Genomic DNA, 23744 nt, shown 5'->3' with positions numbered 1-23744 from the left:
GCTTTAGGGCTTTTAATTAATCAAACCACGGCGTTTTAATAGCGCGTCAGTTGTCGGTTTGCTACCACGGAAATCGATATAATCTTGCATTAAATCTTTGCTATTACCCAATGACAAAACACTATTGCGGAACTTATCACCATTTTCACGATTTAATCCATCGTGTTCAGCCATATACGCAAATGCATCTGCGGCAAACACTTCGGTCCACAAGTACGCGTAATACCCGGCTGAGTAGCCACCGGCAAAGGCATGACTAAAATAGGCTGATTTATAACGAGGAGGAACAGGCGCGAAATCAATCCCGTGTTTGGCCAACGCTTTTTGTTCAAAGTCTGCGACATTATCAATTTTGGTGTCTGGGGTAATTGAGTGCCATTCCATATCAATTAACGCTGCGGCTAAATACTCAGTGGTATCAAAGCCTTGATTGAAGTGATGCGCCGCAAGCAGTTTATCGAGTAAAGGCTTAGGGATGGCTTCACCAGTTTGATAATGCTTAGCGTAGTTAGCGATTACTTCTGGGTTGATATCCCAGTCTTCGTTGAACTGAGAAGGGAACTCGACAAAATCTCGGGCTGTGGCAGTACCAGCCAAACTTGGGTATTTAACTTGTGAAAATAGACCATGAGCAGCATGGCCAAATTCGTGGAATAGTGTCGTGACTTCATCAAATGTGAGCAGCGTCGGCTGCCCAGCGGCTGGTTTAGGAATATTCAGTACGTTATATACCACAGGTTTTTGTTTAAGTAGTTCACTTTGCGTGACGAATTCGTCCATCCAAGCACCACCACCTTTGCCTTCGCGGGCATAAGGGTCAAAGTAGAATAAACCAATGCTACTGCCGTCTTGGTTAAATACTTCGAATGCTTGCACGTCATCGTGATAAACAGGTAAGTCTTTGCGTGCTTTAAACGTAATACCGTAAAGTTTTTGCATCGCAAAAAACAAGCCATCGTGTAATACCCGGTCAAGCTCGAAATAAGGCTTAATTAAACTTTCATCAAGGTCGTATTTCGCTTTACGCACCTTTTCCGAATAGTAAGCCCAGTCCCACGGTTGAACACTAAAATTTTCGCCACTGGCTTGAATTTGATCTTGAATGGCTTGAGCTTCTACTTCGGCTTTGGCAACGGCTTTAGGGGCTAGATCGTCAAGAATGTCGTAAACAGCAGCGGGGTTCTTAGCCATTTGGTCCGCGGTTACATAAGCTGCCCATGTTGGGTAGCCGAGTAATTTTGCTTTTTGAGCCCGCAGTTGTGCGAGTTTGATAAGCACTGGGCCATTTGTGCTCATGGCACGCTGAGAAGAAGCCTGCCAGATTTTTTTACGCAAGCTTCGATTCTCCAAACTACCCAAAATAGGCTGACGAGTGGTGTTAACCAATGTAATTAGGTAGCCCTCTTTCCCCGCTTCTTTTGCTGCACTGGCAAGGCTTGCTATTTCACTCTCAGATAAGCCAGCAAGCTGTGCTTTATCGTTGACAACAATAGTATCGTTTTTAAAAGATTTTAGAATATTTTGTGAAAATTCAGTGGCCAAGGTTGAAAGTTTGCCGTTAATTTCCCGTACAGTCGCTTTATCTGCATCATTGAGCTTGGCGCCAGCACGAACAAAGTTGTTGTAGTAGTGCTCAACTAAACGCTGATCCAGCGGGTTTAGCGACGCTTTGTTAGCATCAATCGTTTGAATTCGAGCAAACAAAGTGGGGTTAAGATAAATATTATCTTCATGAGCGGTTAGCTTAGGGCCCATGTCTGCTTCAATTCGTTGGTAATCGTCGTTTGAAATCACGCTGGCTAGGTTATAAAAAGTTTTACTTACTCTTGTTAGCAATTCACCGGATTTCTCCATGGCGACAATGGTGTTATCGAACGTTGGGGCTAATGAATTCTTAGTAATAAGCGCTATTTGTGCATTGTGTTCGGCTATACCAGCAGCAAAAGCAGGCTCATAATCATCGATGCTCAACTTGTCGAATTGAGGAGCTTGGTAGGTTAGGGGGCTTTTATTCATCAATATATTGTTAGTGGGTGACTGCATCGTTTTTACTTGCTTGGTATCGGTTTGGTTTTGATTAACTACATTACTCGAACAGGCGCCTAAAACAAGGGTCGCACCGACGGCAGCGGCAATAATTGAAATACGCATTAGAACTCCATAAATTGGTGGTATGCCATGCCCAAAATTGGGGGGGGAAAAATAAAATACGGTCGGCATATAAATCCAGAGTACTCTAACAAGCCTTTTGTATCGCTAACAATCCTTTCAGACCGAGAATTTGTAAGCGTTGGTGCAAATAACGCATTTAAATTGCGAGTATTTGTAACAAGTGTGTCAGATGAAACATCTTAATTGTTAACATGCTGTTTTTAATAGATTTTAAGCTATTCAATTGCAAGGCTTATAAATAGCCCTTACTCTGTGCCTTTATGCTTCTTTAAACTAACTTTGCTTGCCAAGGGAATGCTGCTTTATTATGCCAATTCAATCACTGCTGTTTGCTATTGAAGTTACCCTGCCTATTAGTTTATTGATTGTGCTGGGGATAGTGTTTAAACGTATTCGTTGGATAAATGAAGAATTTGCTATTGTAGGTTCTCGCTTAGTATTTAACGTCACATTGCCGTGTCTTTTATTCGTGAATATCGCTAAAACTGATTTAAGTGTCACGGCCCCTAGTGACTTATTGATTTTTGCTGTTGTCGCTACCACCGCCATATTTTTGTTATTTAACCTTTTGGCCTTAAATATTAAACAGCAAGAAGCAAGAGGGGCATTTGCTCAAGGCGCATGTCGAGGCAATATGGCGATAATTGGGTTGGCCCTGTGTGTCAGTGCTTTTGGGGAGTCGGCACAAGCGTTGGCCTCTATGTACTTAGCCGCCATTGTTATCTTGTATAATGTGTACTCAATTTTGACGCTTTATTACCATCAGTCGGCTACCGCTTCAATGAAGTTAGTCGCTTTAAGTGTGCTGAAAAACCCATTAGCGATTGCGATTGTATTAGCCATTATTGTGGCGCTTGTGCCGATTCAACTGCCAGAGTTACTGTATGAATCGGGTAGCTATTTAGCACAGATGACCTTACCGCTAGCGTTACTTTGTGTGGGGGCTTCAATTCGATTACAAGAGTTTAAAGCATCAAAACTGCTATATATCGCTATTGCTAGCAAGATAGTATTTATCCCGCTGGTAACGACGGTTATTGGCTACTTATGTGGTTTTAGAAATGAAGAACTGGGTGTGTTGTATATTATGATGGCAACGCCCACCGCGGCAGCTGCATATCCTATGGTGCGAGCGATAGGCGGCGATCATCATTTAACCGCCGCGATCATTGCCGGTAGTACCTTGTTTTCAATGTTTAGCACCACCCTTGGGCTGTTTTTATTGCATTACCTAGGATGGGTTTAGAAATACAACTTAACCTTGCACGGCTTTTAAAATCACTGGGGTTAATGATTCTGGCAGGGTTATTTTGCCAGCGAGGACGAATGCGTGGGCGTCTTGAGACATTTTTGCCCAGGTTTTACGGATGATATCAATCCATTTCTGTTCTGTGTACTCGGGGTGTTTAGCGGCAAAATTCAGCATATAATGTTCAATAAATACTAACCCAACGACATCTTCAAGTAGTTGAGTATCTGGGTTTGATTTAATGCCTACCTTGGCGACAGCATTTTTTGCTCGCTCAATATCTTGCTCATTAAAACCTGCTTGGGCCATGACGCTTGCGACTTTATCAGCATGAAACACATAAAGATCGCTACGCCATTTATGATAGCCCTCACGATCCATCGGGTAAGCACTGCGAGGCGACTGCCAACGCTGAATGTGTTGACCGCGAATAGCCAATTTCACCACGTGATCAGCATCACTTCTATAACGTTCTAACATGTTGGACATGCGCAGACTATACAATAGCTCTTTGGGCCAATCTTTCCCTTCTGCTTGCTCAACATTAGGATCTTCACTGTTGGCGCTATCGATAAGATTGACAGCTTGTTCAAAAGCGGCTTGGGTCATGGTGTTCTCCGAGAGGATGAAGTGGCGCAAAAATAGGATGTTAACCAACATTTTAACCTGAATTGAACCACTTTGCGTACGGATTTTAGCAACGGCGTTCAATGAGTAAAAGGGCAGGGCAATTAGGCTTATTCTCAGCAACGCATTACTTAACGAAAAAGGCCAAGGCTTACATGAATAATGCATGTTTGCCGTGGCCTTCACCTTGTCAAAAACAGGATTAAAAATAAGGATTAAAAAATTAAGTGAGTTGAATCTACTTAACCTTAATCCCCATATTATAAAGAGTGAAACCAAATATATCGGCGTACTCGTCTATGGTCTTGCTAATCGGTGTACCTGCACCGTGGCCGGCATTGGTTTCTATGCGAATCAGCATCGGATTCGACCCAGTATGTTTGGCTTGTAACTCAGCGGCGAATTTAAAAGAGTGAGCAGGTACTACGCGGTCATCATGGTCACCAGTGGTGATAAGTGTAGCGGGATAATTCACACCCTCCCGTACATTTTGTACGGGCGAATAAGTCATCAAGTAATCGAACATTTCTTTACTGTCTTGTGCTGTGCCATAGTCATATGCCCAACCCGCGCCAGCAGTAAAGGTATGGTAGCGCAACATATCCAACACACCTACCGCAGGTAATGCGACTTTAAATAATTCTGGGCGCTGCAACATAGTCGCAGCAACCAGCAAGCCACCATTAGAGCCGCCACGGATAGCAAGATAGTCAGGGCTCGTATAGTTTTGTGCAATTAGATACTCAGCCGCCGCGATAAAGTCATCAAATACATTTTGTTTTTGCAACTTAGTTCCCGCGTCATGCCAAGCTTTACCGTATTCTCCACCCCCACGTAGATTAGGCACGGCGTAGATCCCACCTTGCTCTAGCCATGCAGCATTGGTGCTACTAAATGAAGGTTGCAGGCTGATGTTGAAACCGCCATAGCCGTAAAGCATGGTCGGGTTAGTGCCATCAAGTTTAAGTCCTTTTTTATAGGTAATAATCATAGGCACTTTAGTGCCATCTTTTGAGGTATAAAATACCTGTTGGGACTCAAAATCGTCACTATCGAACTTCGCTTTCGATTTTAGGTATACCGATGACTCACCGCTTTTTACATCTAGGCTAAAGATGGTGCTGGGGGTTTTATAGTTGGTAAAGCTGTAGTACAGAATTTGCTGATCTATTTTGCCCTCAAAGCCATTGGCTGTGCCCACGCCAGGTAAGGTTACCTCACGGATCAATTTGCCGTTTTTATCTAGCTGTTTGACACTTGAAATAGCATCTACCATATAACTGGCAAAAATGTCTCCGCCACCGGTTGATACGTCCAATACGTTGTCAGTTTGAGCGATAAAGTCTTGCCAATTTTCAGGTTGGGGTTGGCTTGCATCAACGGATACTACGCGTTTATTCGGCGCATCTAGGTTCGTGACGAACAGTAATTTACTGCCCTCGTTATCTAGCAGATAGGTATCTGAATCATTGTTATCTAAAATGGTAATGAGTTGGCTATCAGGCTGCCTTAAATCTTTTAAATAAAGTTTATTACCTGAAGTAGAAACAGCCGCACTTATCAGTAAGTAATGGTTATCTTCAGTGACTTCACCTGATACATAACGATTCTTTTGCTCGGCTGTGCCGCCAAACACTAATGTATCATCAACTTGCTTATCGTTTAAAAGATGAAAATATAATTTATGTTGATCTGTTTTCGCAGACAATTCGCTGCCTTGTGGCTTGTCATAACTGGAATAATAGAACCCTTCATTACCCAGCCATGAGATACCGCTAAATTTTATATCGTTTAGGGTTGCACTGACGTTTTTTTTTGTTTCAATATCAATGGTGATCGCCTTACGCCAGTCGCTGCCACCTTCTGAAATCATATAGGTGACTAAGCTGCCATCTTTTGAAAAATCTAAGCCAGCTAATGAAGTTGTGCCATCTTCGCTAAACGTGTTGGGATCAAGAAACACCTGAGCTTTGCCGTTGCCTAATTGGCGATATAGTACCGCTTGGTTTTGCAAGCCGTCGTTTTTGAAAAAATAGGTGTACTTACCTTCTTTAAAAGGTGCGCTAACTTTTTCATAATCAAGCAACACTTTTAAACGTTCTTTTAGCTTATCGCGTGAGGGAACTTGGGCAAGATATGCTTGTGTTACTGCATTTTCGCTTTTAACCCATTGTTCGGTTTCGCTGCTGGTATCGTCTTCTAACCAACGATAAGGATCCGCTACTTGAGTCCCAAAATAGCTGTCGGTTGTATTGTCTTTACGGGTCTTAGGATAAGAGATATTCATTTTTTTTAATTGATTACTCGCGATTGAGGTGTCACGTGTTGGTGATACATGAGTAGAAGAGTTGGTGTGCGTACAGCCCATCAAAAGGGTACTGACGGTCACAGTTAATAACATTAGTTTCATTTTTTACCCTGATTATTGTCGTTTATTATTTATTATGGATACGTCTTTATCGCGCATTGGGTGCCGATAATACCTTATTCTTGGACGTGATGAGAAACGAGATAGATTGATAAAATAACTATAAATATTAGTTATGTTTTTTTATTAGTTTTAGTAATGACTAGATAAAACAAACGGTTATGTTAAAAAGCAGCTGACATTCGTTAACAGTTGGTTTACATTGTTTGTGCTTGGCGAGCTTAATGAGCCAAGCAGCGGCGGAAATGTCGAGGTAATAAAAGCACAATAAGAAGGCTCTTTTACCTCGACGCCTTTCTAGTCTGAACGCCAACAAGTTAATAGCGATCCTTGATGAATACATTTTCGTTTGTGGGAGTGTGTTAACCCAATGCGGAAGCATTTGTTATGTCACCTATACAGTCTGAGCAGTTCGATTTCATTATTGTGGGTGCAGGCTCTGCTGGTTGCGCATTAGCCGCCCGTTTAACCGAAAACAGCACATTTCGTGTTTGTCTAATTGAAGCCGGTGGCAAAGACAGCAATCCGTTTATTCATATACCTTTTGGTTTATCTTTACTTTCTCGCTTTAAAAATATCAATTGGAATTACAATACCGCTGCCCAACCACAGTTAAATAATCGAAAATTGTACTGGCCGAGAGGGAAAACCTTAGGTGGGTCTAGTGCGATAAACGCCATGTGTTACGTACGAGGCGTACCTGAAGATTACGATCGCTGGAATAATCAAGGTGCCGAAGGCTGGGGCTGGGATGCCGTACTGCCGTATTTTAAGAAGTCACAGGATCAACAACGGGGTAGTGATGCTTATCACGGTGTCGATGGGCCACTTTGTGTGGATGATTTGCGCTATGTTAATCCCATATCACATACCTTTGTCGCTGCGGCAAATGAGGTCGGATTACCCATTAGTTCAGACTTTAACGGTAACGAACATGAAGGGCTCGGTCTATATCAAGTGACCCACAAAAATGGTCAGCGTTGCTCGACGGCTAAGGGTTACTTAACCTTGGCGCAAGGGCGAGAAAACTTCACCTTGATTTCCCGCGCTTTGGTCGAAAAAATTATTATTAAAGATAAGCGAGCGGTGGGTGTCGCTTTACAAATTAATGGACGCGCACATGTTCTTAGCGCGAATAAAGAAGTCATACTGAGTAGCGGAACGATTAACTCCCCCCAATTGTTAATGTTATCGGGTATCGGCCCTAAGCAACATCTATCAAACAAGGGCATTCAGCTAGAAACTGACTTACCTGGCGTTGGGCAAAACCTTCAAGACCACTTGGATGCCATCGTGCAATACCGCTGTCAGTCTAAGGAAACTTATGCTGTCTCTGTAGGGAAATTACCACGCTATATGCAGGCTGCGGTTCGTTATTGGCATAAACGTAACGATATTTTTTCATCTAATATTGCTGAGGCGGGTGGGTTTGTAAAAAGTCAGTTTGCAGATGGGCTACCTGATATTCAGTATCACTTTTTACCGGCTATTCTTCTTGACCACGGCCGGCAAACTGCGTTTGGCTATGGATATGGACTGCATGTATGTAATTTATATCCTAAAAGCCGTGGCACAATTTCACTAGCCTCGGCTGATCCTGCTCAGCCCGTTGTAATCGACCCTCAATATTTATCTCATTCCGATGACCAAAAAGTCATGATCGATGGTATTCGTCAAGGCCGAGAAATACTGCAATCAAAGGGTTTTATACAATATCGAGGCGAAGAAGTCTTACCTGGTATTGATATGCAAACAGACGAACAGTTACTGACGTTTTTACGGGAAAACGCACAGACCATTTATCACCCCATAGGCACATGCAAAATGGGCGCGGATATAGATGAAATGGCGGTGGTAGATAATCAACTCAATGTGAGAGGAATTGAACGATTAAGAGTGGTTGATGCATCGGTTATGCCTAGCTTAGTTGGTGGCAATACTAACGCTGCGACTATCATGATTGCTGAACGAGCGGCTGATTTTATTAAAGCACATTATAGACAGGACTAAGTTTACGGTTTTGTACCGAGCACAGTGCGATTAAGTAACGTTTGTTTTTGGCGCAATTTTTTCTCTATTTTTGGTAAAAGGTTGGCATGTTTGTTACTGATAACATGGTAGAGAAAGATGCGCCTAAGATTTAGCATTTTTAAGTCATCGGGGATGATTTGGCGCTGATCGATCATAAATGTCGCATAATTGACGCGCTTACTACGCAGCATTTCTAGTGTGTTCGAGATAACCTCTTTTTTTAAAAGCCTGGCGCGTATATCAAAATCCGCTAAATAAAGCAGCGTTCTTTCGTTGGTTAATATGACATTTTTTCTGTTGCTGAGCACGGTAATATCACAGCTCACTTCTTGGCGACAGAGCAAGACTGTTGAGCCTCGGATTAACTCAGGTTTTACCAACGTTACGTTCTTATATTGTGTGGCAATTCGGCCGAATCGATATGCATCGGCATCGACTTTACCTTTGTCTAACATGGCTAATCCACGCAATGCTGGCGCTGGGATCAGATGTACTTTGAAACCTAACTCCGTGTAGATTTCTTTTAAAAGTTGTAAGTATTTTTCAGTTTGAGGATATTCTACATATGTGATTAAAAACTGTTTCTTGAACGCGTCAGAGGATGTAGTGGGGACAATTGATACTTGGTCGTTAGGTTCAGCTTGAGCAATGGCATTGATTGACAGCAGACAGTAAATCCAAATCACTAGGCAACTAACGGATATAAGTCGGGTTCTCATGTATTCAATAACATAAACGGCCATTTGAAAAAATGTAACATATTTTACCCGCTTACTATAATATTGTTGGTGAAAGAATGTTTATTTTATCCAGCAAAACCTAACACTTTTTTAATATTGTTGTGACTTTTATTCTTAACCAAACGTCTACTAAATTCATTCACTAAAAGAAGAAAAAATGATGAAAATCGCCATTTTATCTCGAAACAAAAAGCTGTATTCCACTCGCCGTCTACAAGAGGCGGCTATTGCCCGTGGTCATGAAGTCGATATCATCGATACACTTCATTGCTATATGGATATTTCAAGTAATAAACCGTCGGTACGTTTTAATGGTGAACCTTTGCCCGAGTATGACGCGATTATCCCGCGTATTGGTGCATCAGTGACTTTTTATGGTACGGCTGTGGTGCGTCAATTTGAAATGATGGGCAGCTTTAGCGTGAATGAATCAGTCGCTATTAGCCGTTCTCGAGATAAGTTGCGTTCAATGCAGTTGCTATCGCGCAAAGGTATCGGTTTGCCGCGCACAGGCTTTGCACATAGCCCAGATGACATCAAAGATTTGATCAGCAATGTAGGCGGAGCACCAGTGGTGATCAAGCTACTTGAAGGCACGCAAGGGATTGGCGTGGTATTAGCGGATACCAATAAGGCGGCAGAAAGTATCATCGAAGCTTTTATGGGCATAAAAGCCAATATACTCGTGCAGGAATATATTAAGGAAGCTGGCGGCGCTGATATTCGCTGCTTCGTCATTGGCGGTAAAGTGGTTGCTGCCATGAAGCGTCAGGGGGCGCCTGGGGAATTTCGTTCGAACCTACATCGTGGCGGTAGCGCTACGTTAGTCAAGTTAACATCAGTTGAACGGGCGACAGCAGTGGCAGCCGCCGGCGCTATGGGTTTAAACGTGTGCGGCGTGGATTTACTGCGCTCAAGTCACGGTCCCGTAGTGATGGAAGTCAACTCATCTCCTGGTCTTGAGGGAATAGAAGCGTCGACTTCAAAAGACGTTGCTAACATGATCATCGAGTTTATTGAAAATAAGAAATCTAAGCCTCATAGCACGAAAACCCGAGGTAATGGTTAGTTATGGTAACCGGTGCTCCTTTGAAAATAGGAAATCATGATATTGCACCTGGGGCGCGCATCAAGCTGCAGCTATCTGCTGCTCGCTTGTATACGGACACAGATATGTCTATTCCGGTTGAGGTCATCAGGGCTAAAAAAGATGGCCCTACGGTGTTTATCAGTGCCGCTATTCACGGTGATGAGCTCAATGGCATTGAAATAGTGCGCAGATTACTTGACTCTCCGTCGTTTAAATTAATTAGCGGCACTGTTATTGCTGTACCAATTGTTAATGTATACGGTATGTTGATGCAAAGCCGTTATATGCCTGACCGGCGAGACTTAAACCGCAGTTTTCCGGGGTCAACGAATGGTTCCTTAACGTCACGGTTGGCGCACATGTTCTTAACCGAAATTGTGTCTAAGTGTAATTATGGCATCGACTTACATACCGGGGCTATTCATCGCAGTAACTTGCCGCAAATTCGAGCGAATTTAAAGGATCCTGAAACGGCCAAACTTGCCCATGCATTTGGGGTGCCTGTGCTGCTTAATTCAGATTTACGTGATGGCTCATTGCGCCAAGCGGCAGATGAATCAGGCACCAAGGTGCTGTTGTATGAAGCGGGCGAAGCCTTGCGCTTTGATGAGTTGTCTATTCGTGCTGGTATAAAAGGGATATTCAACGTGCTCGTATCTTTAGGAATGGTATCGAAACGACGTCGTACTGAACCGAAAATAGAGCCGTTAGTCGCGTATAAAAGCTCATGGCTGCGTGCACCTGAAAGCGGCATAGTACGTGACCGTAAGAGCTTAGGGGATTACGTGAAACGGGGGGATTTACTCGCGGACGTATGCAGCCCTACCGGCGCCTACAGTAAACCGCTGCTGGCAAACCGTTCAGGGATCATTATTGGCAAGCAGAATATCCCCTTGGTACAAGAAGGTGATGCGATGTTTCATATAGCGTTGTTTGATGATCCAAAAGATGTGGTAGACAACATGGATCAGTTACACGAAAATTTGATGCCTGAAATGGATCCCCAAAGCATCGTGGTCTAAATTATTTGGTCTTTAATAGCCAATGTTAAACGCTTAAATTCTAAAAAAACGTCACTTTTGTGACGTTTTTTATATCTGTTATTTATACCGTTTGAGCGGTGATAATTACGATCATTATTGCAGCGCTTAACTGCCATCATGCTTTGAAACAACAACTTTAGATAACTTTACATTTCCCTGACAGCATTTGTACTTGATAAATGCTTTAATTCTCACATTATTCCAGCATTTAATTAGATTTTGCAGATATCACACTATGAAGAATACATCGTTAATAAAGGGACTCGTTATCGTAGCTGTTATAGCAGCCGCATTTTGGTGGTTTACCCAACCATCTCAATCTAGTGAGCGTATTGTCTATCACACTCAACCTCTGTCAGTCGGCAGAATTGAAAGCACAGTAAACTCATCTGGAACTATTTCTCCTGTGGTGACGGTCGAAGTTGGTTCTGAGTTATCAGGATTAATTTCTCAGTTAAATGTGGACTTTAACGACGAAGTAACCAGCGGACAGATTATCGCCCGTATTGATGATCGTACTGTGGTATCAAAGCTGCGCCAAAGTGAAGCAGATTTAGCGTCGTCGGATGCTAGCCTCGTGCAGCTTAAGGCGGCTCGTAAAAAGGCGCAAACCGAAGAAAAACTCGCCGAACGTGAATATCAGCGAACACGCGAACTGCGCAACAAAAATCTGGTCAGTGCCTCTGAGTTAGATATCAGTGAAACCTCCTACGAACTGGCTAAAGTCGCGATTGATACAGCTGACGCGGCTATTTTGGTTGGCAAGGCCAAAATACAACAATCTCAATCTATGTTAGAGCAAGCAAAATTAGATTTGGATCGTACCTATATTCGCTCTCCCGTGGACGGCGTGGTCATTGACCGACAAGTAGACAAAGGCCAGACCGTGTCGGCCAGTCTTTCTGCACCAACGTTATTTTCGATTGCACAAGATTTAGCCTCTATGCAGATAGAAGCTGACGTGGATGAGGCGGATATAGGACGCATCGCTAAAGACCAAACGGTTAATTTTACCGTCGATGCTTTCCCCGAGCGTAAGTTTAGCGGTGTGGTCACTCAAGTGAGAAAGTCCGCTACGGTGACCAATAATGTGGTGACATATAAAGTGATTATTGGCGTAAAAAACGACCGTTTGTTACTGCTGCCCGGTATGACAGCTAATGTCGATATCGTGCTTGGGCAACGTGATAATGTACTGCGGGTGCCTAACTCTGCATTACGCTTTTCACCCGATAGCGGGTCGAGTTCTGCCAATAGTAGCGCAGGGCCAAATGGCCGATTAGCTGAATTATTTGAACAGCTTGGGCTAAATGAGGCACAGCAAAAACAGGTGGCTGACGTGATGAGTAAAATGCGCGAATCAATGAGCGCAGCACGTGAAGCTGGCCCTGGTGGACCCGGTGGTCGCCCTTCAGGAAATGATGCGATGAAAAAAGTGCGTAGCCAGATGAATATTGCGCTGCAAAGCATCTTAACGCCAGAGCAAATGGAAAAATATAAAGTGCTTGGTCAATCACGCAGTGCTCAGAGCAAAGCGGGGGGAGATAAGCAAGATTACCAGCGTGGCGCGGTTTGGGTGTTGCGTGATGGCCAACCAAGTAAAGTAGATGTGGGCATTGGTATTGCCGATCTTGAATACAGTGAGATCCAATCTAAGCAACTCAGTGACGGTGACAAAGTTATCGTACGTGCCCAGAAGGTGACCGAATAATGTCTGAGCCGCTGCTTCGAGTTCGTCAGGCCAAAAAAGTATATACCATGGGTGATGAGTTGGTTTGGGCTCTCAAAGGCGTTGATCTCGATATATATCAAGGTGAATTTGTAGCGATTATGGGCAGCTCAGGCTCGGGAAAATCTACCATGATGAACTTGCTGGGCTGTTTAGATATCGCTAGCGAGGGCAGTATTGCCTTTGCTGGTCAGGAATTATCGACACTCAGTAAGAATGAGTTGGCGAGCGTACGTAATCAGCGTATTGGATTTGTCTTTCAACAGTTTAATTTACTGCCTCGTACTAGTGCGTTAGACAACGTTACGTTACCGCTACTGTACAGTAACGTTCCTGAAGCGGATTGGATCTCTCGTGCCAAACAATGCTTAGAAAGTGTGGGTTTAGGGTCTCGAATGGATCATCACCCAGGTCAGTTATCTGGTGGCCAACAGCAACGTGTGGCGATCGCTAGAGCATTAATAAACGATCCGCTGATGATTTTAGCTGATGAACCCACTGGTGCACTAGATACCCATACAGGGTTAGAAGTCATGGCGCTTTTTCAGCAACTTAATCAACAAGGCAAAACCATAGTGCTAGTGACTCATGAACCAGAAATTGCGGAATTTGCGAGCCGTAAATTGACGTTTCGTGATGGGGAATTGATCAGTGATGAACGTAATCAACATATACGCCAAGCAGCAGACGAGGGCGTAGCATGAAAATTGTTATTTTGCTTAAAACAGCGATAACCGCTCTTCGAGTCAATGTGCTGCGCAGTTGCTTAACCATGTTAGGTATAATTATCGGCGTGGCCGCTGTGATCATAATGGTCGCGATGGGCGCGGGGGCACAACAGAAAGTCGATGAGCAGATAAAATCGTTGGGGGGGAATGTATTTTTTGTGACGGGAGCATTTCGTCAAAGCGGCGGCGCGCGCTCTAATTCCGTGGTGAAAATAAATGAAGACGATGCCAATTTAATCGAAAAACAAGTACCAGGCGTGGAGGCTGCAGCACCCTATTTGTCCGCGTCGGGGCAAGTCATATATGGCAACTTAAACTGGTCCACAGAAATTGATGGCATCGACAATCGCTACTTCGTGGTGCGAGATTGGGGCATCGCCAACGGGCGTGAATTCACACCAGCGGAAATTAGTCGCGGCAGCAAAGTGGTGATCATCGGTGAAAGGGTGCGCAGCGAACTATTTGGCGCCAGCGATCCCATCGGCCAAACCCTGCGCGTGACAAATTTTAATGCCATTGTTATTGGAGTACTTAATGAAAAAGGCCAAGATGCCAGAGGAGAAGATCAAGACGACGTAATCTTTTTACCCATTAAAACGGTGCGCAATAAAATAACCGGTGTGAATGCGACTAATCCAAAATCTGTGAGCTTTATTCAGGTCAGTGCTTATGACGGTGAGGACATGGATTATATAGAAGATGAAATGTCGCTTTTACTTCGCCAGCGCATGCGCATTCCAGTTGGCGCAGACGACTTATTTCGTATTCGTAACGTGTCAGAAATGATTGCTACACGCGCTGAAACCATTCAGGTGTTTAATACCTTACTCGCGTGGGTTGCATCGGTTAGCTTAGTTGTGGGCGGTATCGGTATTATGAATATTATGTTGGTATCAGTGACCGAGCGCACCCGGGAAATCGGCTTGCGTATGGCGGTGGGAGCGAAGCCTTCCGATATTCTATATCAGTTTTTGATTGAATCGATAGTGTTGTGCGGTCTAGGCGGATTTATCGGGGTTATGATTGCTTATGGCTTTGTGTTTATTGGTAATCAATACGGCATTGGCGCTGGTGGAATTATTGAAACCAGAGTGGTGTTATTGAGTCTAGGTTTTTCCGGCTTGATCGGCGTGTTTTTTGGCTACTATCCTGCGCTTAAAGCGTCGCGCCTAGCGCCAATAGATGCGCTTAGGTACGAGTAAGGCCATAAAATAAAGTGTTTATACGCTTGCGTGAAAGAAATATTCCGTTATTCCTGTCTCATCAGTAGAGAATAGTAATCGAAGGAATTATTATGTGTAGCTCACCTAAAGGTGGACGTGGAAGTCGACCTCGTAGCGCGCCAAGTAAGAGTTTTTCCGAAAGCTTTACGGCACAGCAGAGGGCCAGATTTACCGATGTGGCGAATCGTGCTCAAGAGCGACGTGAACAGCGTTTAGCGACGAATAAACGCTGGCAAAAAAGCCAACACAGTGACATTAATAATAAAGTCGAATCGACCGGAAATCATTCACATAAAACGGGGATGCTTAGCTGGTTTACTGAGATATTTTCGGGGCATTAGCCAGCAAGTTTTATCGCAGCTTCTGTTAGCTTAGCGCTGGGTAATTTAGCTTCGATGTACCATGTATAAACAGTTATCCAATGTTATTTTAGTGGGATAATTTTCAACCATAAAGCCTAGTTTTTCATATGCCGTTATCGCACGGATATTATGACTAAACACAAAAAGTGAGCTAGTCGATACGGCTAACTCTTGTCTACCTACTGCGCTGAGCTTTTCAATTAATTCCGCAATAAAACCTTGTCCTCGAAACTCAGGATTAACCACCAACCGTCCTAAGTGGCATTTTCCTTCACGTAAATAGTATTGACCAAATGCCAATAATTCGCGTTGTGCTGATAATCCTGAGAATGATTGAAGGGACGTTAATTTTAGATCATATTTAAACGACGATAAGTCAAAAGGGTAGCGAAAGTTAGGACCTGACCAGATTGCCAATTGCGCTTCATCTTCGAACCACGTCATGAGTTGTCTAATATGTTTATCTGATGGGGCGATAAAGTCCATATTTGCTCCTGTGTGCCTAGTAGGTTAAACAACAAAATCGTCCCACCAATATCCATTTATCTTATCGTTGCTAGATGAAAAATACCCCATGCATACGATTATTATCAAATTCAAGCTACACTGAAATAAGGCAAATACTACATGCTAAAACAGACAGTTAGTCATAATTATGCACCTCAGTGTTAATACCTAAGATGGCTAGTACAACGTTTCAGGTTACAGAGCTGGAGTGCGATTGCCAATTTGTGATTGATATTGCACATTACCCACATGCTTGCGCCACTCTGTTTTGGCTTCTTGTATCAATTGAGGCTGTTCAAATAAGCGTATTGCACTTAATGCCAAGGTTTTGCTCGCTAGGTGCATGCCTTTGAAGCCGATGCTCATTCCGCCAGCAGCCACGGCTTGCCAACTATGAGGTGCTGTACCAGGTACCCAAGTAGCAGTAACAAATCCCGTAGTGGGCACGTTCCAGCTAATATCACCCACGTCAGTTGACGCTGTAGCATGATAAATATCGTCAGTGAATGGCATGATTTTTTGTTCGTTACCGATTTGGCGGACTGCGCGTTTACTGAGTGTTGGGCGAATTTTGTCGGCAAACTCTTGCTCTTTTTGTGAATATTCAATACCACCAAATGCCTGCATCGCTTCGTGCGTCACTTTGGCTAATGTCGCATTAGGCAGTGTGCTCCACACGCCTGACATAATTTCCCAGTCGACAGTGGTTTCTGTACCAAGGGCAGCTGCTTGTGCCGTTTTCTCTAATCGGGCCCATAAGGCAGGTAAATCTGCGGCTGAGGGGGTGCGCATATAATAATAGACTTCGGCAAATTCAGGCACCACGTTAGGTGCCCCGCCACCATGGGTAATAACATAATGAATGCGCGTATCAGACGGCACATGCTCACGCATCATATTGACCATGTAATTCATGGCTTCAACCGCATCTAAGGCTGAACGACCACGCTCTGGTGCAGCGGCTGCGTGAGAGGCAATGCCATGAAAACGAAATTTGGCCGTTTTATTGGCGAGGGTTGTCATAGGTTGCGTCGTGTTTTGATCGCCTGGATGCCAATGCAATACGCTGTCGACATCATCAAACAGACCCTCTCGGACCATATAGACTTTACCCGAGCCGCCTTCTTCCGCTGGGGTGCCGTATAAACGAATTTCGCCGTTTACCTTGTTCAGTACCAGCCAGTTTTTAATCGCTATTGCAGCCGCTAGTGAGCCTGCGCCAAATAAATGATGACCACATGCATGACCTGCGGCTTTACCTGAAATGGGGGCTTTGTGAGGAACTGCTCCTTGAGATAAGCCGGGCAGGGCGTCCATTTCTGCCAAAATGGCGATCACTGGCCCGGTGACTTGGCTTACTGAGCTAAGATGCTTCGAAGCACTACCTAAGCGATAACGAGCGACAAACGCGGTGGGCATACCTGACACGCCGACATCGACTTCAAAGCCATGCTCAATGAGGATGTCTTGCATGGCTTGACTGCTTTTTTGCTCGTGAAAGCGGGTTTCAGCCCATTGCCACATATTGTCAGCGAGAGTATTGCTCATTGTTTGTTGTTGGTTAACCTGCTGTTCAACAAATGCCGCAGCATCGCTGTTCGGGTTTAACGGGTTAGCTTTGGCCAACGTCGCGCATGTGTAAACGCAAGTCATGGCCAACAGGGCAGCTGTGCTTACGGAATAAACACGCTTTGAGTGTGCGCGTAATAGCGCCGCTAGGCTGTTATTTTTGGTCAACATAAAATGCTTCTGGTTCAACGTCTAATAGGTTTTCTACCAATGCTTTGGCTGCTTGCTTTGCAACGTAAGGAATAAGTTGGCGATTGGTGTTGTCACCCACTTCGTATGTGACGGCGTGAACTTTGTAATGATCAGCGATGTACTGCTTAAAGATGCCGCGATCTGGTGATGAGGCCGACTTATTCACGGTTTTGAAAACCCAACCTGTCTCGGCATCTAAATCGGATAACCAGCCTGCCATTAAAGGGATAGGCGCTAAATCATGATCATCTGGCATGGTGTAAAAGACATCATGAAAGGTAGAGTGAAAATCTACTGCAAATACAATTTTACCACCGTTTTGCACTATGCTGGCTATTTTGTCTCGCACCAGCCGTGTTTCTGCCTGCGCGAAGTTTTTCCAGTCGCGGTTTAGATCTATACCATTGGCGTTGTGCCGCCAGTTGCCGGTTTCAACGCCGTCTGGATTTAAGTCTGGCACCATCAGTACATTGAAACGCTCGAAGAAAGGAGTGCTCAAAGCGTCATCTAATAATAAGGCTTCACTGAAAGTAAATAGCGCCATGGCACCTGTCACTTCTGGCGGGTGTTGACGGCCTATGATCACCAGCCATTCTTTATTCTTTGCTGATTGCTTCACCAAGGCTTTGATAGGGCGGCCTTTTTCTGATTGCCCTAGCGTTTCAATCTCAAGGGTGGGTTGCTGGTTTTTGAGACTGGCTAACCAATTGTCATACTCTTGATTATCAATGGCTTCTTGAGCTGAAATCCAAATCGGCTCCTTGCCTGTGTTTAGGCTGATCCACATTTCTTTGCCTTTAGTGTCAAACGGAATGTTTTGCCACTGTGTGCCATTCGTGCTGAGTTTGGGTAGGTAACGAGGGTTGTTGCCATTGAATGTCAGCTTGATTTTTATCTGGGCATTTTGTTCTGATTGCACCTTAAAACCAAACCAAGGGCTAGGATTGACCGGCTCATTTTCTGGCAAAATACCAATATGGTATTCATGTTTAGCTAACCGTTCGCAGGTGCTTAAACGCGCGGTGCTGAAGTCGTTATGAAAAGTGACATCGTCAAACCGGCAGTCTTTGGCCTGACTTAACGCTGAAAAAGAGGTCATTAGCAGTATGGGGAGAAAATAGCGAAGCATGATAATTGTTGTCCATTCTTTGAGGGTAATAAGAAAAGCCAATCAGAGCGTTTCTGATTGGCTGAATGACTAGAACTTCTTGTTTAAGGTCATGTACAAGTAGCGGCCTGATGAAGAGTGAACACTGCTTTCATAGCCAAATGTGCCAGAAGTGAAAGGTGGCTCTTTGTCACCAATATTACGTACACCTAGGGTTAGCTTGCTATTCTCTAGCAAGCTGTTCTGCTCTTTGAACGAGTAGGAAGCGTAGGCATCAACGGTAGACCAATCGTCGATTTGTTGATAAATCAAATCACCGGCATCATCAAAGTAAGATAAGAAGACGTTTTCTAGCTCGCTGATGTATTTGTATTTAACCCCAGCGCCCCAACTGTCTTTTTGCCACTTAATACCTATGTTGCTGCGCCATTCGGGGCGACCATTTTTAGTGAGTAGGTCGCCAGCTGAACCAGGGATACCAACCGATTCACCATTGAATAGTACCGCTTCGTTACCGCTTTCTTGAGCATTGACAACCTGTTGAGTCACGGAGTCTAACCCTTGGTCAAACTGGGTTAAATTCGCGGCATTGGCGGTGAAGGTAAAATCGCCTAATTCAGTATTCATCTTGTATAAAATGCTGTAATCGACGCCTTTAATTTCACGAGGCAGCAGGTTGGTATAGTCGTTCGTAACATACAAAATTTCATTGTTTTCATCACGAATAACGTTGGCATTGCTGCCACCATTGGCACGAAGTAGCGTATCGTACAAAATCTGTGTTTGACTGCTTAAAATTCCCACCACGTCTTTTTGCTTTATGTGCCACCAATCTGCGGTTAACGTTAGGTTTTTCATAGGAGTAAACACAATGCCAGCAAAGGTGTTGGTACTGGTTTCAGGTTTTAAATCATCGCTACCATTACGAATTTCAAGGGTGCCTTGGCGAATGCCTGATATAGGATCAGAGCGGGTGTTTGAACGTGACACGTCAACCGCGGTCGTTTGCGGTAACCCCGGGGCTTTAAAGCCTTCGGCATAGGCAGCACGAAGCTGAACCATGTCATTAACTTGCCAAGCGAGGGATACTTTTGGCTTGGTAATATCACCTACGTCTGAAAAGCGTTCATAACGAGCGGCCAATTGCATGTCTAAGCTTTTTACCAGAGGTAAATCCGCTAGCAAAGGTACGGCAAATTCCACGTAGGTGGAAAACACATTGCGACTCCCAGACGAATCAGGCGTTGGGCTACTGCCTAGCACTGTACTGGCAAGAGCCGATGGATTGCCGGTGACCACATCAATAAAACTATCAGTGCCATTTAGAGCATCACTGCGGGCGTCAGAAAAACTTTCGTAGCGGTATTCGATACCCACTGCCATGCCGACGTCCCCAGCGGGTAACTCGAAAATGTCAGGGCGGGATATTTTAAAGTCATACAGGGCGAGCTCGGTTTCTGATTCGCGCTCGATATTGAACATAAAACTGTCGATAACGTCCTGGTCGTTACCTGTGTCATCGCCAATGTTTGGCAAGGTTAAGCTGCCACCGTTAAACAGGTCATAGGCTGTGCTTTGATCTGTACTGTTCACTGCTTGCTGAAACAAAGTAGTATTCACCCGATTCGCAGAGTCTAGGGTATGCGCTTTTGAATAAAGCAGTGCGGTGTCCCAATCCCAATCTTGATAGTAACCTCGCAGACCAGTTAAGAAGCGGTAGGAGTAATCTTCAACATTGATTTTACGCGGGCCAGTATCAATAGGGCGATAGCGTCTAACGGTAACGTCTTCGCCGAATGGATTGTAAAATGCATCGCTGGCGACAGTGAAACGCTGAGCGGTTAAGTTTCCGCTTTGTTCGCGTAGGCGGTCAGCTTCAGCTTGGTAATACAGAGCTTCGCCATACAATTCAACTTCATCGGTCAGGTTGTGGGTGAGCAATGCATATAAATTCACCCGACTCACTTCTGAGCTTAATGAGCGTTCTGAATTTGAATCGTAACGCAACTCACGATCTAAGCTGCCGCCGCCTGCGCATATGCCATTGCCAAGCGCTACTTCACAACCATTAAATGTATCTGGCTGAATGTGAAATGTGCCCAAGCTTTCTGAGCTTAACTCTGCCCAAGGCGTTGAGGTAGTGCGACCATCTAACGAAGTGTTGCCGACAAATTCAGGGTTCAAACCAGGATAATTACGGGTGTCTGAACTGGCTGCATATTCTCGCTCAGATGCCATAAGCATATCTTGCTCATACAGGCTGGCGCTGAGTGTCAGGTGGGTTTGTTCGTTGTTAAAAAACCAGCCGCCAGAGCCAGATAAACTGAAGGTGTCTTTGTCAGTGCCATCATTTTTACCGTATTGGAACTGCAAGTCGCCACCGGTGTTTTTGTCTTTAAGAACGTAATTAATAACGCCTGCTATGGCATCTGTACCGTATATTGCAGCGGCGCCGTCGCGTAATACTTCGACGCGTTTAAGGCCGCGTACAGGTAGGGCATTTGAGTTGACTGTAGTCACGGGCACTAAGTCTTCTGCTTGGGTACCAGGGTGCAATACTAAACGCCGGCCGTTTAGCAGAGTTAAGCTATAACCCGTACCTATACCGCGCAGATTGACCGAGGACACATCGCCACGGGCATCGTTTACACCGCCCACTACTCGCTCACTGTTAAAGCTGACTTCCCCTTGCTGGGGCAATTCAGCCAGCAAATCTGCACCGCTAGTAATGCCTAAATCTTCGAAGTCTTCTGCACTGAATGTGCTGATAGGCAATGCGCCAGAGTCTTGGTTGACGCGGATATTTGAGCCCACAACTTTGATGCGCTCAACACTGGCTTCGCCGTCAGCCTTTTTTGAGGGTGTACCTGCAGCGCTTTTTACTGGCTCAATAGGCGCAATAGTATCTTGCGTACTGGTGCTTGATGAGGTGCTCTTGCTTTTTTCGCGAATGATAAACGTACCCGCAGAGCGCTTAACGAACTCTAACGAGGTGTTTTCAAGTAAAATATTTAAGGCTTCTTCTACCGTTAGCGTGGCTGATATTCCACGAGTGGTAATGTTTGGGGTAATAGCAGAAGAAAACAAAATCTGCGTTTCACTTTCTTCAGCGAGTTCGAGCAATGCCGCATCGAGTTTTTGTGCAGGTATGTCTATGTTTTGTTGCTGTGTTTGAGCTGCAAAACTGTTCCCTGTTTGCAGCATGAGCATAATGCTGCAAGCAAGGGTGCTAAGTTTAAACGACTGATGTAATTTCATATGTGTGCCTCTATTATTATTAGAAATGACTGTTCCTATTAGAGGTATACGCAAGGCATTAAATGATCCTCCACAAAAAGTGAAAATTAGTGTCTTGCGCTCAATTCTATGTACTCAGGGTAACGGTCAATCTCAACAGGTAACGCGGCTTCAAGGGCGGACAAAATACTGTCTCCGTCTTTTAACTTAAATACCCCACTTATTTTTAGTTTGCCAAGATCTCGATTTTGAAGGGTGATTTTCTTCATGCGATAGCGATTAAATTCAGTGATAACGTTCGCCAGCGGCTCATTATTGAAACGAAATATTCCTTGCCGCCATTGTTGGTTGGCCAGCACTTCCTTAGAGGTTACACGGGTAATTACTTCACTGGTGCCGCTAAAAGCGCCGACTGAGCCAGCGGGGAGTAGGGTTTCTGCTTCTTCAAAATCTATATGCTCACTCGAGGGCAACGCCGATGGCTGTATTGCTACTAAACCTTCTGTCACAGATACCTTTAAGGTTGCATCAGACTTTCGCACATTAAATTTTGTACCAATGACACGAATGGTTTTCTCGCCTGTGTTAATGCTAAATATTCGATTTTCGTCTTTCGCTACATCAAAAAACGCTTCGCCGCGCTCTAACCATACTCGGCGCTGCTGACCCGTGAAATCTATTCTGATCGCACTGTCGGTGTTGAGTGTTACGACACTGCCATCAGGCAAGCCCACCGTACTTAATTCACCTACGGCAGTGTGATAGATATTTGGCTTAGGGATAGACGCTTGATACAACGGCGTGGGGCCAGGGATAGCTAGATACCACATCGCTAGCACGGTACACACTAAGCTTGCAGCAATGCCCGTTAACCAGTAAGCGTTTTTCTTCTTTGGTTGTGCTGTTTGAAACAGTTGATTACTGGTGTCCCAAATAGCAAGCATGGAGTCAAACTCCTGCTGGTGCTCAGGCGACCTATCGCACCAAGCGTAAATTTGCATTTCTTCTTCCGCGCTAAGCTCACCTGAATATAGACGGGCAACGTAAGTCGCCGCCTGCTTTTGTATTACTTCTTGATTCACATTGCTGCTCATACGGGAGACACCTTCGCTCTGATGGCAACCAACGCCGCTGAAATGTACTTTTCTACTGTGCTGACTGATACACCTAATGCGTCACTGATTTCCCGGTAACTCATGCCTTCTACTCTGTTTAACATAAATGCCTGTTTGTGGCTGGTTTTAATCTCTGCTAATGCCGTCTCTATTTCCCGCAACTGCTTTCTATTTTGCAGTGCTCGCTCGGGGGAAAATAAGGATGAAAAAATAGCCGTGTCTTGATCGCTTACATGGGCGTCTTTGCAGCGCACTTTAGCGCGACGGTCACGGTCGATTAATATATGGGTGGCAATTTGAAATAGATAATTACGTACGGTATCCATTCTACCTGACAGCTTTTGAGGTAAATCTTCTAGCTTCAACAGGCGCTCATATACTTCTTGCATCACATCTTCACAGTCGCTTTCACTCAATCGTGAGCGCACGCGAATAAAACGGCGCAATGCACTGCCATATTCATCGTACAGTTGTTTTACTAGCTGGCTGTTTTCATCTCTGGCAATGAGCTGTTGTTTTGCCCGATGTAGTTGGATGACTTTCACGCCTTATCCATTAAATAACCTTATGTTACTACGTATACGCAGCGAAATT

18 protein-coding genes are annotated in these 23744 nt (G+C 44.5%); 8 read left to right on the top strand and 10 right to left on the bottom strand.

What is annotated here, in order from left to right; translation table 11 throughout:
- Nucleotides 1-12: 12 nt before the first annotated feature.
- Nucleotides 13-2151 carry a M3 family metallopeptidase gene (locus GQS54_RS06830; RefSeq protein ID WP_166423259.1) on the bottom strand — a complete coding sequence of 713 codons (2139 nt, stop codon included), beginning with the start codon at nucleotides 2149-2151 and terminating at the stop codon, nucleotides 13-15.
- A gap of 328 nt (nucleotides 2152-2479) precedes the next feature.
- Between GQS54_RS06830 and GQS54_RS06825 the strand changes: the two genes are divergently transcribed.
- Complete coding sequence (locus tag GQS54_RS06825; protein ID WP_166423258.1) at nucleotides 2480-3418, top strand: AEC family transporter; 939 nt, start codon at nucleotides 2480-2482, stop codon at nucleotides 3416-3418.
- Between the two features lie 9 nt (nucleotides 3419-3427).
- Here the strand turns inward: GQS54_RS06825 and GQS54_RS06820 are convergent, their stop codons facing one another.
- Together GQS54_RS06820 and GQS54_RS06815 are read right to left on the bottom strand one after the other, a co-directional pair.
- Nucleotides 3428-4030, bottom strand: coding sequence for a DUF4202 domain-containing protein (locus GQS54_RS06820; protein ID WP_166423333.1), 603 nt, complete (start codon nucleotides 4028-4030; stop codon nucleotides 3428-3430).
- Between the two features lie 256 nt (nucleotides 4031-4286).
- Entirely contained in the window at nucleotides 4287-6458 is a 2172-nt protein-coding gene (locus GQS54_RS06815; protein WP_166423257.1) for a prolyl oligopeptidase family serine peptidase, read from the bottom strand.
- 405 nt (nucleotides 6459-6863) lie between these two features.
- Between GQS54_RS06815 and GQS54_RS06810 the strand changes: the two genes are divergently transcribed.
- Nucleotides 6864-8486: a choline dehydrogenase gene (locus tag GQS54_RS06810; RefSeq protein ID WP_166423256.1), complete on the top strand. Its 1623-nt coding sequence runs from the start codon at nucleotides 6864-6866 to the stop codon at nucleotides 8484-8486.
- Nucleotides 8487-8488: 2 nt separating this feature from the next.
- Here GQS54_RS06810 and GQS54_RS06805 read toward each other — a convergent pair whose 3' ends face one another.
- Entirely contained in the window at nucleotides 8489-9226 is a 738-nt protein-coding gene (locus tag GQS54_RS06805) for a hypothetical protein (RefSeq protein WP_166423255.1), read from the bottom strand.
- Nucleotides 9227-9407: 181 nt separating this feature from the next.
- Here GQS54_RS06805 and rimK point away from each other — a divergent pair, with 181 nt between their 5' ends.
- The 6 genes from rimK to GQS54_RS06775 all read left to right on the top strand — a co-directional run bounded on the left by rimK (nucleotide 9408) and on the right by GQS54_RS06775 (nucleotide 15401).
- Nucleotides 9408-10316 (top strand): 30S ribosomal protein S6--L-glutamate ligase, encoded by a 909-nt coding sequence (gene rimK, locus GQS54_RS06800; RefSeq protein ID WP_166423332.1) that lies wholly within the window; start codon nucleotides 9408-9410, stop codon nucleotides 10314-10316.
- Nucleotides 10317-10318: 2 nt separating this feature from the next.
- The gene (locus GQS54_RS06795) at nucleotides 10319-11359 is read left to right on the top strand and encodes a succinylglutamate desuccinylase/aspartoacylase family protein (RefSeq protein ID WP_166423254.1); all 1041 of its coding nucleotides are present in this window, start codon (nucleotides 10319-10321) and stop codon (nucleotides 11357-11359) included.
- Nucleotides 11360-11615: 256 nt separating this feature from the next.
- Nucleotides 11616-13091, top strand: coding sequence for an efflux RND transporter periplasmic adaptor subunit (locus tag GQS54_RS06790; protein ID WP_166423253.1), 1476 nt, complete (start codon nucleotides 11616-11618; stop codon nucleotides 13089-13091).
- On the top strand, nucleotides 13091-13813 hold the full coding sequence (locus GQS54_RS06785; RefSeq protein ID WP_166423252.1) for an ABC transporter ATP-binding protein: 723 nt from the start codon (nucleotides 13091-13093) through the stop codon (nucleotides 13811-13813). The genes GQS54_RS06790 and GQS54_RS06785 overlap by 1 nt, the downstream gene beginning before the upstream one ends.
- Nucleotides 13810-15039: an ABC transporter permease gene (locus GQS54_RS06780; protein WP_166423251.1), complete on the top strand. Its 1230-nt coding sequence runs from the start codon at nucleotides 13810-13812 to the stop codon at nucleotides 15037-15039. Before GQS54_RS06785 ends, GQS54_RS06780 begins: the two co-directional genes overlap by 4 nt.
- 92 nt (nucleotides 15040-15131) lie before the next feature.
- On the top strand, nucleotides 15132-15401 hold the full coding sequence (locus GQS54_RS06775; RefSeq protein WP_166423092.1) for a hypothetical protein: 270 nt from the start codon (nucleotides 15132-15134) through the stop codon (nucleotides 15399-15401).
- A gap of 45 nt (nucleotides 15402-15446) precedes the next feature.
- Here GQS54_RS06775 and GQS54_RS06770 read toward each other — a convergent pair whose 3' ends face one another.
- The 6 genes from GQS54_RS06770 to GQS54_RS06745 form a co-directional block, all read right to left on the bottom strand.
- Nucleotides 15447-15908, bottom strand: coding sequence for a GNAT family N-acetyltransferase (locus GQS54_RS06770; protein ID WP_166423250.1), 462 nt, complete (start codon nucleotides 15906-15908; stop codon nucleotides 15447-15449).
- 216 nt (nucleotides 15909-16124) lie between these two features.
- Nucleotides 16125-17669: an amidohydrolase gene (locus GQS54_RS06765; protein ID WP_166423249.1), complete on the bottom strand. Its 1545-nt coding sequence runs from the start codon at nucleotides 17667-17669 to the stop codon at nucleotides 16125-16127.
- Nucleotides 17653-18819, bottom strand: a complete 1167-nt coding sequence (locus GQS54_RS06760; protein ID WP_166423248.1) for a M14 family metallopeptidase — start codon at nucleotides 18817-18819, stop codon at nucleotides 17653-17655. Before GQS54_RS06760 ends, GQS54_RS06765 begins: the two co-directional genes overlap by 17 nt.
- Before the next feature lie 69 nt (nucleotides 18820-18888).
- On the bottom strand, nucleotides 18889-22056 hold the full coding sequence (locus tag GQS54_RS06755; protein WP_166423247.1) for a TonB-dependent receptor: 3168 nt from the start codon (nucleotides 22054-22056) through the stop codon (nucleotides 18889-18891).
- A gap of 86 nt (nucleotides 22057-22142) precedes the next feature.
- Complete coding sequence (locus GQS54_RS06750) at nucleotides 22143-23129, bottom strand: FecR family protein (RefSeq protein WP_166423246.1); 987 nt, start codon at nucleotides 23127-23129, stop codon at nucleotides 22143-22145.
- Entirely contained in the window at nucleotides 23126-23695 is a 570-nt protein-coding gene (locus GQS54_RS06745) for an RNA polymerase sigma factor (RefSeq protein ID WP_166423245.1), read from the bottom strand. The genes GQS54_RS06750 and GQS54_RS06745 overlap by 4 nt, the downstream gene beginning before the upstream one ends.
- Nucleotides 23696-23744 lie beyond the last annotated feature (49 nt).

Origin of the sequence: Paraglaciecola sp. 20A4, assembly GCF_011378905.1 — a bacterium.
Taxonomy (GTDB): domain Bacteria; phylum Pseudomonadota; class Gammaproteobacteria; order Enterobacterales; family Alteromonadaceae; genus Paraglaciecola.
The sequence above is the reverse complement of the archived record's forward strand: the minus strand, read 5'-3'. Positions and strand labels throughout refer to the sequence as shown.

Coding starts and splice junctions, on each gene's coding strand:
- GQS54_RS06830 (WP_166423259.1), bottom strand. CDS start 2,151: ATGCGTATTTCAATTATTGCCGCTGCCGTCGGTGCGACCCTTGTTTTA.
- GQS54_RS06825 (WP_166423258.1), top strand. CDS start 2,480: ATGCCAATTCAATCACTGCTGTTTGCTATTGAAGTTACCCTGCCTATT.
- GQS54_RS06820 (WP_166423333.1), bottom strand. CDS start 4,030: ATGACCCAAGCCGCTTTTGAACAAGCTGTCAATCTTATCGATAGCGCC.
- GQS54_RS06815 (WP_166423257.1), bottom strand. CDS start 6,458: ATGAAACTAATGTTATTAACTGTGACCGTCAGTACCCTTTTGATGGGC.
- GQS54_RS06810 (WP_166423256.1), top strand. CDS start 6,864: ATGTCACCTATACAGTCTGAGCAGTTCGATTTCATTATTGTGGGTGCA.
- GQS54_RS06805 (WP_166423255.1), bottom strand. CDS start 9,226: ATGAGAACCCGACTTATATCCGTTAGTTGCCTAGTGATTTGGATTTAC.
- rimK (WP_166423332.1), top strand. CDS start 9,408: ATGAAAATCGCCATTTTATCTCGAAACAAAAAGCTGTATTCCACTCGC.
- GQS54_RS06795 (WP_166423254.1), top strand. CDS start 10,319: ATGGTAACCGGTGCTCCTTTGAAAATAGGAAATCATGATATTGCACCT.
- GQS54_RS06790 (WP_166423253.1), top strand. CDS start 11,616: ATGAAGAATACATCGTTAATAAAGGGACTCGTTATCGTAGCTGTTATA.
- GQS54_RS06785 (WP_166423252.1), top strand. CDS start 13,091: ATGTCTGAGCCGCTGCTTCGAGTTCGTCAGGCCAAAAAAGTATATACC.
- GQS54_RS06780 (WP_166423251.1), top strand. CDS start 13,810: ATGAAAATTGTTATTTTGCTTAAAACAGCGATAACCGCTCTTCGAGTC.
- GQS54_RS06775 (WP_166423092.1), top strand. CDS start 15,132: ATGTGTAGCTCACCTAAAGGTGGACGTGGAAGTCGACCTCGTAGCGCG.
- GQS54_RS06770 (WP_166423250.1), bottom strand. CDS start 15,908: ATGGACTTTATCGCCCCATCAGATAAACATATTAGACAACTCATGACG.
- GQS54_RS06765 (WP_166423249.1), bottom strand. CDS start 17,669: ATGTTGACCAAAAATAACAGCCTAGCGGCGCTATTACGCGCACACTCA.
- GQS54_RS06760 (WP_166423248.1), bottom strand. CDS start 18,819: ATGCTTCGCTATTTTCTCCCCATACTGCTAATGACCTCTTTTTCAGCG.
- GQS54_RS06755 (WP_166423247.1), bottom strand. CDS start 22,056: ATGAAATTACATCAGTCGTTTAAACTTAGCACCCTTGCTTGCAGCATT.
- GQS54_RS06750 (WP_166423246.1), bottom strand. CDS start 23,129: ATGAGCAGCAATGTGAATCAAGAAGTAATACAAAAGCAGGCGGCGACT.